Source organism: Pseudomonas sp. NFACC05-1 (assembly GCF_900100135.1).
In the GTDB taxonomy this organism is placed as follows: Bacteria; Pseudomonadota; Gammaproteobacteria; order Pseudomonadales; family Pseudomonadaceae; genus Aquipseudomonas; species Aquipseudomonas fluorescens_Q.
Map to the genome: position 1 here is coordinate 80,412 of NZ_FMTR01000008.1, position 13,496 is coordinate 93,907.

The following is a 13,496-nucleotide window of genomic DNA, read 5'->3' on the forward strand; positions in this document are numbered from 1 at the left end:
ACTGTAACTGACGCCCTCCTCGTCATTCGCTTACTGTCGTGGCTCACCCCACGGAGTGATTCCCATGCCGGATACCGCCAATCTCTACCTGTTCGTGGTTGCTGTTGTGCTTCTGCTGATCGTCCCAGGGCCCAACATGGCCTTTGTCACCAGTCATGCGCTGGCCCACGGCTGGCGTGCCGGTATTGCCGCCGCCCTTGGCATTTCCTTTTCGGACGTGCTGATGACGATGATGGTCAGCGCGGGCATTGGTGCGCTGGTGATGAGCTGGGCGCCGGCGTTCGACATCCTGCGCCTGGCCGGGGCTGGTTATCTGCTTTGGCTTGCCTGGCAAGCACTGAGAACGCCAGCAGCGACTCAGAATAGCCAGCTCCAGGTGGCTTCGCTGTGGAAAATCTTCTGCCGAGGCGCCCTCAACAGCCTCTTGAATCCCAAGGCGCTGCTGTTCTTCATGGTGTTCCTGCCCCAGTTCGTCAACGTCAAGGCTGGAGGCGTCAGTGTGCAGTTGATCTTCCTGGGCGCGTTGCTGGCGCTGATTGCACTCGTCTTTCATACGCTGTTGGGTGTTTGCGCCGCTCAGCTCAGGGCGAAGCTGGCAAGCGGCGGGATTTCAAGGCGCCTAGGCACGTATGGTTTTGCCGGGGTCATGGCAGCGCTGGCCGCACGCCTGTTGTTTCTTGACCGCCCGCTTTGACCACTGGCTTCGCTGCGCCAGCGATTGGCCTATGCTTACCCAATCCATTGCGGAGCTGGATCAATGTCGTCCTCGGAAACCACCCTCCTTCAAAGCTGGCACCACAATGCCCAATCCTGGATCGAAGCCATCCGCACGGGGGCCATCGAAAGCCGGCTGACGGTCACGGACCAGGCCATGCTACTGGTGGTGCAGAGCCGCCAGCCCGAGCGCGTGCTCGATCTGGGCTGCGGCGAAGGCTGGCTGTTGCGGGCGCTGGCTGATAGGGGCATCGAAGCGGTCGGTGTGGATGGCGACGCGACGCTGGTCGAAGCGGCCCGGGCGGCGGGTTCCTCGCCGGTGCATCTGGCGAGCTATGACGCACTGGTGCAGGAGAAGGTGGACGTTGGCAGCGGCTACGACCTGATCTGCGCCAACTTCGCCCTGCTGCACCAGGACATCATCCCATTGCTCACTGCGATGAATGCCCTGCTCAGCCCAGGTGGCGCGCTGGTGGTTCAGACGCTGCATCCATGGACCGTGGCGGCGGGCGATTATCAGGACGGTTGGCGAGAAGAAACCTTTGATGGTTTCAAAGGCCAATGGCAACGTATGCCGTGGTACTTCCGCACCTTGTCCAGTTGGCTCAATGCCCTGGACATGGCCGGTTTCCGATTGGTGCTCCTGCAGGAACCTCAGCACCCACAAAGCCCGGTGCCGCAGTCGTTACTGCTGGTGGCCGAGCAATCCCCGTCATGGCGTTAGCGACTCGACGGTAAAACACCCCGAGCGATACACCCTGCGCGCCTGCAATCCGCGCTTTTGCAGGGTTTTCCTGACGGTTCTGAGAAACATGCCGTGAGACACCACGATCGTGGTCTTCCCCGGTTCGCCGCAACTGTTGTAAAGCTCATCGGCGACACCGAGCGCCCGCTGGTGTTCGGCTTTCCAGCTGGCGGCCCCCAGTGAAATCCCCAGCAACCACAGGATCCTGTGCAAGGCGAACCAATGCCTCACGCCCATTTTCAAGACAGGAATGCTGCTTAACCGCAGGTCGTATTCACGTAGTCGAGCATCCTGTTGGATACGTGTGGCTTCGAATAGCCGGCATGCCGTCGCGTAGGCTCTGTTGACGGGCGAGGAAATGATGTTGGCTTCGGTCGCCAAAAGCGCTTGGGACAAGTCCGGTTGGCTCAGGAATGCGGCAATTTCACCCTCATCGATGGACGAGGTCTGATTGTATTCATCCAGCAGCAACTTGGCTGAATGCGCATTGCAGGGCTTGTAATCGATCAGCGGCGTGGCATGGCGTATCAGGTAAATCACAGCGACAGCTCCCTTGTTTTGCCTTGAAAATCCCTTTCGAAGCGCACCTGTATACAGGCAACGACGCCATTGATCGAGTGCAATGCTCCTTTTATCCAAGGAGTGATGACCCTGTGGCGAGGGAGCCAGTTCTTGTGCCACAGGATCGGTTTTACCAGCGATCTCTTTACCAAAGCGCCATCGTGTAGCTGACGATCAACCGGTTCTCATCCAGGTCGTTGCCAAAATTCGAGCGCACCGTTGCGTTGCGCCATTTCAAGCCGAGGCCCTTCAAGGTTCCATCCTGTACCACATAGGCGATATCCGTGTTGCGCTCCCATTCCTTGCCTTCGCCCGGTGCGCTGCGCTGGACGTTGTCGCCGGTGATGTAGCGAGTCATGAAGGTCAACCCGGGTACGCCAATAGCCGCGAAGTTGTAGTCATAGCGCGCTTGCCAGGAACGCTCGTCGATGTTGGCGAAGTCACCGATCTGCACAAAGTTGACCAGGTAGGGATCGCTGCGTCCGATGTACGGGAACGGATCGTCGCCGCTCATGCGCTGGTAGCCCAGGCCCAGCGCATGGCCCGCCAGGCTGTAGGTGAACATGGCGCCGAAAGCCTGGTTGTCGAGTTCGCGAAAACTGCCGTCTTCGGTGCTGCGCGAATAGCGCACGTCGCTCTTGAACGACTGGCCTGCGCCCAGGTCCAGGGTGTGGACGAAGCCGAGGTAGTTCTGCTGGTAGATGTCTTCCAACAGGCTATAGCGGTATTGCGCCGTGAGGTTCGGCAGGAACTGATAGTCGGCTCCGGCGAACTGGAACTTGTCGCTGCTGCCGCCGATGCGGTTGGCGGTCATGTCCTGGTAATCGGTGGAGTCGACAAAATTGATCTGGGTGAGTTGCCCGGCGGTCAGCTTCAAACGATCGATTTCCTGCACGCTCAACAAGCCGCCCTTGAAGGTTCCCGGCAACAGGCGCGTGTCGTTGGAACTTACCGCAGGGTCCTTGATCTGCAACGTTCCCAACTTCAAGGTGCTGTTGGACACTCGGACTTTGGCGGTCAGGCCCAGTTCGCCATAGCGGTCTTGCGAGCCGCCGGACCGATCCGCTGGCAGCAGGTTGGTGCCCGCCGTACCGCCCCCGGAATCCAGTTTGAAACCGGCCATGCCCAAGGCATCGAGGCCGAAACCCACGGTCCCGGCGGTGTATCCCGACTCCATCCGCAGCAGAAAGCCCTGCGCCCATTCTTCAGCCTTGTCCCGTGCCCCTTCGTGGCGGAAGTCGCGGTTGAAGTAGAAGTTGCGGGCCTCCAGGCTGCCTTTGCTGTCGGCGATGAAGTCGGCCTGGGCGTTCGGCACGCCGATCAGGCTCAGGCCCAGCAACGTACCGGCGGGGGTATAAAACCAGGTGGATGTGAAATGCCCCATGGCATGCTCCTTTTTTATGGACGCGAGCGAACCCTCTCGGGGGCGTTGCAATCGCGTCCGATGGTTGTTGTTTTAAGGGGTGTAGCGGCGTCCGCGCTGTGCGCGGACGTCACGGGTGGTCAGGACTCGAGCTGCCTGCCGCGGGTTTCCGGCAGGCTCAACGCCGCCAGGATCACCACACCATAGGCGCCGGCCGCAAACACGCCGATCCCGGTGCCGATGGGCAAGGTGTTGCTCAACGCGCCGATGAACAATGGGAATAGCGCCGCGATGGAACGCCCGGCGTTGTAGCAAAAGCCCTGCCCCGACCCGCGCATGCGGGTGGGAAACAGCTCGGTCAGGAATGCGCCCATGCCGGCGAAGATGCCCGAGGCGAAGAAACCCAGTGGAAAGCCCAACCAGAGCATCCAGGTGTTATCGATTGGCAATTGGGTGTAGGCCAGGACGATGGCCATGGACCCGACGGCGAACAGGATGAAATTCTTCTTGCGGCCGATGGCATCGGTCAGCAGCGCACTGGTCACGTAGCCGATGTAGGAACCGACGATGACCATCGCCAGGTAGCCGCCCGTACCGAGCACACTCAGGCCGCGCTCGGTTTTCAGGTACGTCGGCAACCACGTGGTGATGGCGTAGTAGCCGCCCAGCGCACCGGTGGTCAACAGCGAGGCGCGCAACGTCGTGCTGAGCATCCGGGGGGAAAAGATCTCGAAGAAGGCCCAGCGAGAGCCCAGTTCCGGCTTGGCCTGGCGCTCCCGCACCGCATGTTCGAAAGTCTCCGACTCCTTGACCAGTCGACGGATCACCAGCACAAACAGCGCCGGCACCAGGCCAATCAGGAACAACGCCCGCCAGGCGTCTTCCGGCGGCAGGAAACTGAACAGCCCGGCATACAACAGCGCCGTCAACCCCCAGCCCAGCGCCCATCCGGCCTGCACCATGCCCACCGCTTTGCCACGGTCCTTGGAGCGGATCACCTCGCCGATCAATACCGCCCCTGCGGTCCATTCACCGCCGAAGCCAAAGCCCATCAAGGTCCGGGCCACCAGTAATTGCTCGTAGTTCTGCGCCAGCCCACACAGGAAGGTGAAGAATGCGAACCACAGGACCGTCAATTGCAGGGTCCGTACCCGGCCGATTCGGTCGGACAGGATCCCGGCGATCCAACCGCCGGCCGCCGAGGCCAGCAGCGTGCAGGTGCCGATCAAGCCGGCGTCGCCCTTGGAAATCCCCCAGGTCGCGATCAGGGTCGGGATGACGAAACTCAGCATCTGTGTATCCATGCCGTCCAGGGCATAGCCGATCTTGCAGCTCCAGAATGTACGTTTTTCATTTTTCGACAGGGGACCGTACCAACTGAACGGGCCCGTGCGCCCTGTCCCGGTGGTTACGCAGTCAGTCATGGTCTTTTCCATGGGAGGTTCCTGCGGCAGCAAGCGAAGATGACGGACACGCCTCGTTATTTTTTTGTGAAGGCGTTGTCGTTGGGGATGCGGACGCAGTGGCTGCGTCGTGGAGCGGATTCTTGGTGGCGGATCGGCACAGCGTCAAACGGGAAAAACACCAGATGGGACATAAGAAAATTTGATGCCCCAACGGCCCGATCTGGAGTGACAATTGCAAAACAATTGCAACATAAGAACCACCCGCACCCAGAGAGCCCTCATGAACCTCAAATTCCTCGAAACCTTTGTCTGGGTCGCCCGGCTACAGAGTTTCAGCCTCACCGCCGAGAAGATGTTCAGCACCCAGGCGGCGATCTCCAGCCGAATCGCTTCGCTGGAAGAGGAGTTGGGCCTGCGCCTGTTCGTACGGGATTCGCGCGGGGTTTCGCTGACCCCCGAAGGCCTCAAGGTGCTCGACTACGCCGAGCAGATGCTCGAAGTGCAGCGGGCGTTGAAGCAGTCACTGGACACCACCATTGCGCAGCAAGGCCTGGTGCGCATCGGCGTGATGGATACGGTGATCCACACCTGGCTCAGCCCGTTGATGTCGATGCTGATGCAAGCCTTCCCCGCCGTGGAAATCGAAATCACCGCCGATGCCGCGCGCAATCTCTGTGACCAATTGCAAAAAGGCTACCTGGACATCGTGTTCCAGACCGATCTGGTCCGCCACGAAAGCGTGCGCAACCTGGAATTGGGTCACTACCCCATGCACTGGATCGCCGCCAGCCAGTCGATCTATGCCCGCCCCTACGCGTCACTGGTGGAAATGGCCGGCGAGCGCATCATCACCTTCGTCAAGCATTCGCGGCCGCATCAGGATGTACTCAACCTGTTGTACGCCCATGGCGTGAATGCGCCACGGGTCAGTTGCGTCAACTCGGTGTCGGCCATGACCCGATTGATTCGCGACGGATTCGGCATCGGCGCCCTGCCCGCCGCGCTGGTGGCCAAGCCCCTGGCCAGCGGCGAATTGATCCAGCTCGAACCCGGCACCGCCCTGCCCCAACTCGACGTCGTCGCCTCGTGGCGGGCGGGTGTCGGCCTGGAACTGGTCGAGAACATCGTCCAGATGAGTCGCCAGGTAGTCAGCCAATACGCCGTTGATGTCGGGCCGCAACGCATGGTGGCGGCTCCCGGGCTGAACGGCCAACCACCTCTTGAATAACTTTTAGTTGTCACGGGGTAGCAATATTCCTTGTTGGACGTCATCGCCACGGTGTTCTCAAAGTAGCGAACGAACGCTTGGAGAGCCCCGTAATGATGTCCTTCGAACAACTGCAGCAATGCACACCCCTGGCCCTGCGCCAAAACATCGCCGCCGGTCAGTACCAGGGCCATACCAGCGGCCTGGGCCAGGGCCGCGTGCAAGCCAATATCGTGATCCTGCCCGGCGACTGGGCCAATGAATTCCTGCGCTACTGCACCCTCAATCGCCAGGCTTGCCCGGTGCTTGACGTGACCGAGCCCGGCGATCCGTTCTTCCGCAACCTGGGCGCCGCCATCGATATCCGCCACGAGGTACCTCAATACCGGGTCTACCGCCACGGCGAGTTGAGCGAAGCGCCGCTGGACATCGAACACCTGTGGCAGGACGACCTGGTGGCCTTCGCCCTCGGTTGCTCGTTCTCGTTCGAACAACCCCTGCTGGAGGCCGGCATCCGTTTGCGGCACATTGAGTTGGGGCGCAATGTCGCGATGTTCCAGACCAACATCGACACACGCCCCACCGCCCGCCTGTCTGGCAAAATGGTGGTGACCATGCGGCCGATGAAAGCCGCCGCGGCGATCCAGGCGATCCAGATTACCGGGCGCATGCCCAACGTTCACGGCGCCCCGGTACACATCGGCGATCCGTCACTGATCGGCATTCAATCCCTGGACTCGCCGGATTACGGCGATGCCGTGCCGGTGGAAGCGGACGAGATCCCGGTATTCTGGGCCTGCGGCGTAACGCCTCAATCGGTGGTCCAGGCCTCACGTCCACCGTTGTGCATCACCCACGCCCCTGGCTGCATGCTGGTGACGGACTTATGGAACAGTGATTTGTAAACCTCGGACGAGGCCGCTTTCAACTTGAAGGGACACACGATGAACACCGCTCAGCAATCGATTCAACAGTACATCAGCGCCAAGGACGGCAATCGCCCGCACCTGCTGGATCAGGCTTTTACACCGACTGCTACGCTGCACATGGTCGTGCGCACCGGTTCCATCACGTTTCCCGACCACGCCGAAGGCCGTACCGCCATTGGCGACGTGTTGGTCAGTCGCTTTGGCCAGGCCTTCGAAAACGTCTACACGTTCTGCCTGGCCGCCCCGCCGCCGGCAAACGCCGAGGCGTTCCAGTGCAAATGGCTGGTGGCGATGTCCGACAAGAACAGTGGCGAGGCACGTGTCGGTTGTGGCCTGTATGACTGGCAGTTCGATCCGGCGTCGAGCCTGGCCGAGCGACTGACCATCACCATCGAACACATGAAGACCCTGCCGGCAACCGATCTGCCGATGATCATGGCCTGGGCATCGCGACTGGAGTACCCATGGTGCCAGCCAGAAGCGGTTCTCGATAACGTCCCGGATTCAGGCGCGCTCCAGGATGTTATCCGCTACCTGGAAGATCTTTGATCAGGCCGCCCGTGCGCTTTCAGGAGTCTTGCATGACTGTTTCAAGGAATCGCCCCAAGTGAACATCAAGTTTCTCGAAACCTTCGTCTGGGTCGCCCGCCTGAAGAGCTTTCGCCTCACCGCGGAAAAGCTGTTCACCACCCAGGCGTCCATCTCCAGTCGGATCGCCGCCCTGGAGGACGAAATGGGCGTGCGCCTGTTCGTGCGCGATTCCAAAGGTGTGTCGCTGACCTCCGAAGGCCAGCGCGTGCTGGAATACGCCGAGCGCATCATGGACACCATGCAAAGCATGAAAGCCGTGATCAAGGATCCACGCCAGGTGCGCGGCCGAATCCGCATCGGTGCGATGGATACGGTGATCCACACCTGGCTCAGCCCCTTGGTGACGCGCCTGATGGAATGTTACCCGGCCCTGGAAATCGAACTGTCGGCCGACACCGCGAGCAACCTGTGCTCGCAACTGGAAAAAGGCTACCAGGACATCATTTTCCAGACCGACATCCTGCGCCTGGACAGTGTACGCAACGCGCTGCTGACCCGTTACCCGATGCACTGGGTGGTGCGCACCGGCTCCGTCTATGACCGGTCCTATGCGTCGCTGGAGGACTTGTCCCAGGAACGCATAGTGACCTTCTCGCGCAACTCTCGCCCCCACCAGGATATTCTCAACCTCCTGCATTCGGCCAACATCGTCTCGCCCCGCATCAACTGCGTGAACTCGGCCTCGGCCATTACCCGCCTGGTTCGCGACGGCTTTGGCATTGGCGCCATGCCCGCGGCGCTGGTCGTCGGCGAACTGGCCCAAGGCACATTGACCTTGGTGGACGGCGTGCCGCTGCCATCGGTCATGGACATCGTCGCCAGTTGGCGGACCGGCGCGGGAATGGAACGGGTAGAAGACATCGTCAGCCTGACCCGGGAAGTGGTCGGCGAATTCGTCGCGCAATTGCCTGCTGCCTACCGACTGGATGCGATTTGAGTTTCAGTAGCGCAATCCCGCCATGACGGCAGCCAGCTGTTCTACGGCATCAGACGCTTCCTGAAAGTCAGGGCTGTCATCCTCATTGTCATAGCTTCCTGCCCGATCGATGTACTGCACGACCAGGCCGTCTCGTCGAGGAATGAAGAGAAAGTCCTGAGCCCTGATTGCATACTTGATTTCCGGTTGCTGAACGAGCCGGGCCGTTTGCCCACGAATCGCGACAATGTCCGGATCGTTGAACAGTGCCTTTGCGCCGTAGCCCGTAGCGTTGATGATTGTTTTCTCGGGCAGGCTCAACAACTCCTCCGCGCTTTCAAAATGGCGGATATGAATCTTCCCTCCCGCTGCCAGGAAGTCCGACAACAAGAGGCGGGCATAGCTATTGATGTTGAACAACAGGTTTTGCCACCGGCGAACATAAGGGTATGAAAACGGATGCTCATCGGGCGCAAGGTCCACCTGTATCGGCTGATAACGGCGGTTGGGATTGTTGAATTTTGCGAATTCCGGTTCTCCGCGGGGCGCCGCCAAGTCGAATGACGAGTTGCTTAACTTGTAACCGTAATACCATTGCACTGGATCGCCGGGCAGCCCCAGCAGGTCTTGATACATCTTGTAGGAGAAGTCCGCCATTTCAATCCAGCGACTGCACCATCTGGAAGCAAAGGGTGCAGCGCAGAACTGGGAGTCCGGTGACCAATGTCCCGTCGCGCCCATGGACGCTACCTGAGGCGGAATCTCTTTTGCATAGAGGGTAACCGGCAAACCGGCACGCTGAGCGAGAATGGCAGAGGTAAGGCCTATTGGACCGCAGCCGATTACGCCCAGGCGCCTGGTGTTCCTGGCTTTTTTTTGCAGAAGCTGGAGTGCAATCCTGCTCGATCCCCAGGACAAAGACCAGCCGCTGCCACCGTGACCATAGTTGTGCACTATCAGTTTATTGCCCAACTGCTGTGTTTCAATCCGTGGCCCGGTCAATCGGAACGGCCTGAGGCACGTATAGATCTCGGTAATGCGGTCCACTCGGGCGTCGATGGGAGCAAGTGAAACGCTTCCTCGACTGGCAACACCGCGATGTGTCGGTTCGCCCTGTGGAACCGTTACGCCTATAGCCTGAGGGGCCGCTGATGCTAAAGCCAGCGTGGCACCCATGCCTTGAAAGAAATCGCGTCTTTTCATGCGTCATGATCACCTTGGGGAAGCATTTGAGAGTCACCCGCCAGCGCGCTCTTCCTGGATCGAAGCACTGATTTAGCAGAGAGCGTGCGATTGCCACGATTGTGTTGAACGAGATACCCAAGAGGAAATGAGCAGATTCCGATAGGTGCGTGAGACGTTTCTTTAAAAGGCCAAGCGTTTCATCGTCAGCGACTAAGACCAGCCGTCGATTGATCCAGGCCACCTTCAGTTGAGGCCCCGGGGCCGCGTCTGTCAGCGAATTGCAACATCCCCGACTTATTCTGAGCCAAGCGCACTGCGGCGAACGCTGGTTGTGCATGTCGCCCGCTCGGAAAGTTCCAGGGAGTTCGCCATGAAAATCAGCGTATTCGGAAGTGGTTACGTAGGCTTGGTGCAAGCTGCCGTGTTGGCCGAAGTGGGCCATGACGTGGTGTGCATGGACATCGACGAGCGCAAGGTCGACAGCTTGCGCCAAGGCCAGGTGAGCATTTACGAACCTGGCCTGGCCGCGCTGGTGCGTGAAGGCCTGGAAGCTGGCCGCTTGCATTTCACCTGCGACGAACAGCTTGCCGTGCAGCACGGCCAGGTGCTGTTTATCGCCGTGGGCACGCCTTCCCGGGAAGATGGCAGTGCCGATCTGAGCCAGGTCCTGGCCGTCGGCGAGGCCGTCGCCCGCTACCGCGAGCAACCGCTCATTGTGGTGGAGAAGTCCACCGTGCCGGTGGGCACCGGCGACGTTCTGCGGGGGCACATCGACAAATGCCTGCTCAAGGCCAGTCGCCTGCTGCAGTTCGATATTGTTTCCAACCCCGAATTCCTCAAGGAAGGCTCGGCGGTCGCCGATTGCCGTCGTCCGGATCGCATCGTGATCGGCTGCGAGCGCGATGAAGTGCGCGAAACCATGCGCGACCTGTACGCCCCGTTCAACCGCAACCACGATCGGGTCTTGTTCATGGACCTGCGCAGCGCCGAGCTGACCAAATATGCCGCCAACGGCATGCTGGCGACCAAGATCAGTTTTATCAACCAGATCGCCGAACTGGCCGAACACCTGGGGGCCGACATCGAGTCCGTGCGCCTGGGCATCGGCGCCGACTCGCGCATCGGCTATCACTTCATCTACCCGGGATGCGGCTACGGCGGTTCGTGCTTTCCCAAGGACATGCGTGCCCTCATCCACACGGCCGAGCAGGCTCATTGCTCCAGCGACCTGCTGCAAGCGGTGGAAGCCATCAACGGGCGGCAGAAACACAAGCTGTTCGAGCGGATCAACGCGTTCTACCAGGGCGACCTGCGCGGCAAGACCTTCGCCCTCTGGGGCCTGGCCTTCAAGCCCAACACCGACGACATGCGCGATGCTCCGAGCCGTACCCTGCTGGAGTCGCTCTGGGCAGCGGGTGCCAGCGTCCGCGCGTTCGACCCGGAGGCGATGCAGCAGACGCAACTGCTCTATCCCGACGAAACCCGACTCATGCTGATGGGCACGCCGGAATCGGTGTTGCCGGGGGCCGACGCATTGGTCATCTGTACCGAATGGCAGCCCTTCAAGGCGCCGGACTTCGACCTGATCCAGCAACGGCTCAAGGCCCCGGTGATTTTTGACGGTCGTAACCTTTTCGATCCGGAGCGCATGGCCGACAAGGGTTTCATCTATTTCCCGATGGGTCGCGGGCAGTCGCGCAACCTGCCTATCGCCCAGCAAACGTGGTTCCCGGCTTCGAGAAGCGCGTGACCTGCGGGCGTTACCTCAAAATTAATGCACTCAACCAGCATTAATATGAATTTGTAAGCAAGAGTTGTGAACGGCACACTGTGCACCGTTCCTCCCCCAACTGTTGGAACACTTAAAGGGCTTTCTGGGACTCTCCCGTAAGCCCCTTTTTTTGTTCGTTTTTTGGATTTTCGCTTAATGCTTTCTCGCTGGTTCCCCGCCGCTATCAATACCCGTCCCACCGAGTGGAGCCGCGCCGCCATCGGCATGGCGCTGGGGACGATGTTCAGTGTCTGGCTTTGTGGCCAGGTATTCGGCCTTGAGGTGGCGCAACACCTGATCGGCCCCCTCGGCGCCTCGGCGGTGCTGTTGTTTGCGGTGTCATCGGGCGCCCTCGCCCAGCCCTGGTCGATTGTCGGCGGTTACCTGTGTGCGTCGGTCGTCGCGCTGCTGGTGGCCCATGTACTGGGCCGTACGCTGGGTAGCGCCTGCCTGGCGGCGGGCATGGCGCTGGTGTTGATGTGCTGGCTGCGTTGCTTGCATCCGCCGGCAGGCGCCCTGGCGGCGACGCTGGTGCTGGCCGCCCCGTCTATCATTGCCTTGGACTGGCAAGCCGTTGGTGCGGCGATGCTGGCCGGTTCCGGGTTGCTGGCCTTTGCGCTGGCCTATAACAACCTGACGCGGGTGCGCTATCCCAAGCGTGCCAGCGAACCGGTGGCCGTCATACCGGCTGACCACCCTCCCGTCGACCGCCAGGCGATCACAGCCGAAGACCTGAAACTGGCCTTGGCGGAAATGGAAGCATTCTTTGACGTCACGCCGGAAGATCTTGAGCAGTTGATCCACGCCAGCGAGCGAAATGCCAAGCGCCGCAGCATCGCGGAGGTTCTCTCTAGTCGCGGCTGAGCCTGCGGCTGCTATAAATATGCAGAAAGGACCTGCACGTATCCCGGTTGTGCAATGCAAATTTGCACTGGTACGATCCTGAATAGGTACGCGCGACACAATTCATAAAGAAGAATAAAAGCAGGGAGTTAGCGATGACAGCTCAGGTTTCATCACACGCTGCGGGAACCCTCGACACCGCGGCCTATGAGGTGCTGGTCGACGTTCGCAATCACATTGGCCATTTGACCCTGAACCGCCCCGCCGGCCTCAATGCCCTCACCCTGGGCATGGTGCGCAGCTTGCAGCAACAACTCGATACCTGGGCCCTGGACCCACAGATCCGCGCCGTGGTGCTGCGGGGCGCGGGCGAGAAGGCGTTTTGCGCCGGCGGCGATATCCGTTCGTTGTACGACAGCCACAAGCAGGGTGACACCCTGCATGAAGATTTCTTCGTCGAGGAATACGCCCTCGACCTGACGATTCATCACTACCGTAAACCAATCGTCGCCTTGATGGATGGCTTCGTGCTGGGCGGCGGCATGGGGCTGGCACAAGGTGCCGACCTGCGGGTGGTGACCGAGCGCAGCCGCCTGGGCATGCCGGAAGTCGGCATCGGGTATTTCCCGGACGTAGGCGGCAGCTACTTCCTGCCGCGCATTCCTGGCGAACTGGGGATCTACCTGGGCGTCAGCGGCGCGCAGATCCGCGCGGCCGACGCCTTGTATTGCGGGCTGGCCGACTGGTATCTGGACAGTCGCAAGCTTGAACAGCTCGATGCGCGCCTCGATCGCCTGGAGTGGGGTGACACGCCACTCAAGGACCTGCAGAGCCTGCTGGCCAAACTCGGTATGCAACAGCTGCCTGCCCCGCCCCTGGCCGATCTGCGGCCAGCCATCGATCATTTCTTCGGCCTGCCCGACGTGCCGAGCATGGTCGAGCAGTTGCGCCAGGTCACCGTCGCCAACAGCCATGAATGGGCAATAAAGACCGCCGACCTGCTGGACAGCCGCTCTCCCCTGGCCATGGCCGTGACCCTGGAAATGCTGCGGCGCGGTCGGCATTTGAGCCTGGAAGACTGTTTTGCCCTGGAACTGCATCTGGATCAGCAATGGTTCGAACGCGGTGACCTGATCGAAGGTGTACGCGCCTTGCTGATCGACAAAGACAAGAACCCGCGTTGGAACCCGCCGACCCTGGAGGCGCTGGACGCCGACCATGTGGCGAGTTTCTTCGAGGGCTTCGACGACCACGGGAACTGAGCC

The 13,496-nt window shown here is 60.6% G+C and carries 13 protein-coding genes; 9 read left to right on the top strand and 4 right to left on the bottom strand.

All coding sequences use genetic code 11. The features are described from left to right. The first annotated feature begins 64 nt into the window (after positions 1-64). Positions 65-694, top strand: a complete 630-nt coding sequence (locus BLO97_RS14560; RefSeq protein WP_092346421.1) for a LysE family translocator — start codon at positions 65-67, stop codon at positions 692-694. Positions 695-757: 63 nt separating this feature from the next. Next, positions 758-1,438, top strand: coding sequence for a class I SAM-dependent methyltransferase (locus BLO97_RS14565; protein ID WP_092346423.1), 681 nt, complete (start codon positions 758-760; stop codon positions 1,436-1,438). Here BLO97_RS14565 and BLO97_RS14570 read toward each other — a convergent pair. The 3 genes from BLO97_RS14570 to BLO97_RS14580 all read right to left on the bottom strand — a co-directional run bounded on the left by BLO97_RS14570 (position 1,427) and on the right by BLO97_RS14580 (position 4,807). Continuing rightward, positions 1,427-2,098: a phosphoglycerate mutase family protein gene (locus tag BLO97_RS14570; protein ID WP_175489847.1), complete on the bottom strand. Its 672-nt coding sequence runs from the start codon at positions 2,096-2,098 to the stop codon at positions 1,427-1,429. The two genes, BLO97_RS14565 and BLO97_RS14570, sit on opposite strands and share 12 nt — an antisense overlap. A gap of 67 nt (positions 2,099-2,165) precedes the next feature. Further along, the gene (locus BLO97_RS14575) at positions 2,166-3,404 is read right to left on the bottom strand and encodes an OprD family porin (RefSeq protein ID WP_092224474.1); all 1,239 of its coding nucleotides are present in this window, start codon (positions 3,402-3,404) and stop codon (positions 2,166-2,168) included. A gap of 119 nt (positions 3,405-3,523) precedes the next feature. Next, positions 3,524-4,807, bottom strand: a complete 1,284-nt coding sequence (locus tag BLO97_RS14580; RefSeq protein ID WP_170867314.1) for an MFS transporter — start codon at positions 4,805-4,807, stop codon at positions 3,524-3,526. A gap of 262 nt (positions 4,808-5,069) precedes the next feature. Here BLO97_RS14580 and BLO97_RS14585 point away from each other — a divergent pair, with 262 nt between their 5' ends. From BLO97_RS14585 to BLO97_RS14600, 4 genes are all read left to right on the top strand, one after another. Further along, on the top strand, positions 5,070-6,017 hold the full coding sequence (locus BLO97_RS14585; protein WP_092346427.1) for a LysR family transcriptional regulator: 948 nt from the start codon (positions 5,070-5,072) through the stop codon (positions 6,015-6,017). 92 nt (positions 6,018-6,109) lie between these two features. After that, positions 6,110-6,901 (top strand): putative hydro-lyase, encoded by a 792-nt coding sequence (locus BLO97_RS14590; RefSeq protein ID WP_063321235.1) that lies wholly within the window; start codon positions 6,110-6,112, stop codon positions 6,899-6,901. A 39-nt stretch (positions 6,902-6,940) separates the two neighbouring features. Next, positions 6,941-7,474, top strand: a complete 534-nt coding sequence (locus tag BLO97_RS14595; protein WP_092346429.1) for a hypothetical protein — start codon at positions 6,941-6,943, stop codon at positions 7,472-7,474. A gap of 58 nt (positions 7,475-7,532) precedes the next feature. Further along, positions 7,533-8,453 carry a LysR family transcriptional regulator gene (locus tag BLO97_RS14600; RefSeq protein ID WP_092346431.1) on the top strand — a complete coding sequence of 307 codons (921 nt, stop codon included), beginning with the start codon at positions 7,533-7,535 and terminating at the stop codon, positions 8,451-8,453. 3 nt (positions 8,454-8,456) lie between these two features. Here BLO97_RS14600 and BLO97_RS14605 read toward each other — a convergent pair whose 3' ends face one another. Continuing rightward, the gene (locus BLO97_RS14605; protein ID WP_092346433.1) at positions 8,457-9,635 is read right to left on the bottom strand and encodes an FAD-dependent oxidoreductase; all 1,179 of its coding nucleotides are present in this window, start codon (positions 9,633-9,635) and stop codon (positions 8,457-8,459) included. 352 nt (positions 9,636-9,987) lie between these two features. On the opposite strand from BLO97_RS14605, the gene BLO97_RS14610 reads away from it, so the two are divergent. From BLO97_RS14610 to BLO97_RS14620, 3 genes are all read left to right on the top strand, one after another. Next, entirely contained in the window at positions 9,988-11,367 is a 1,380-nt protein-coding gene (locus tag BLO97_RS14610; protein ID WP_092346435.1) for a UDP-glucose dehydrogenase family protein, read from the top strand. Between the two features lie 177 nt (positions 11,368-11,544). Further along, positions 11,545-12,252 (top strand): HPP family protein, encoded by a 708-nt coding sequence (locus BLO97_RS14615; protein WP_092346437.1) that lies wholly within the window; start codon positions 11,545-11,547, stop codon positions 12,250-12,252. Positions 12,253-12,386: 134 nt separating this feature from the next. Next, positions 12,387-13,493, top strand: a complete 1,107-nt coding sequence (locus tag BLO97_RS14620) for an enoyl-CoA hydratase/isomerase family protein (protein ID WP_092346439.1) — start codon at positions 12,387-12,389, stop codon at positions 13,491-13,493. The last annotated feature ends 3 nt before the right edge of the window (positions 13,494-13,496 follow it).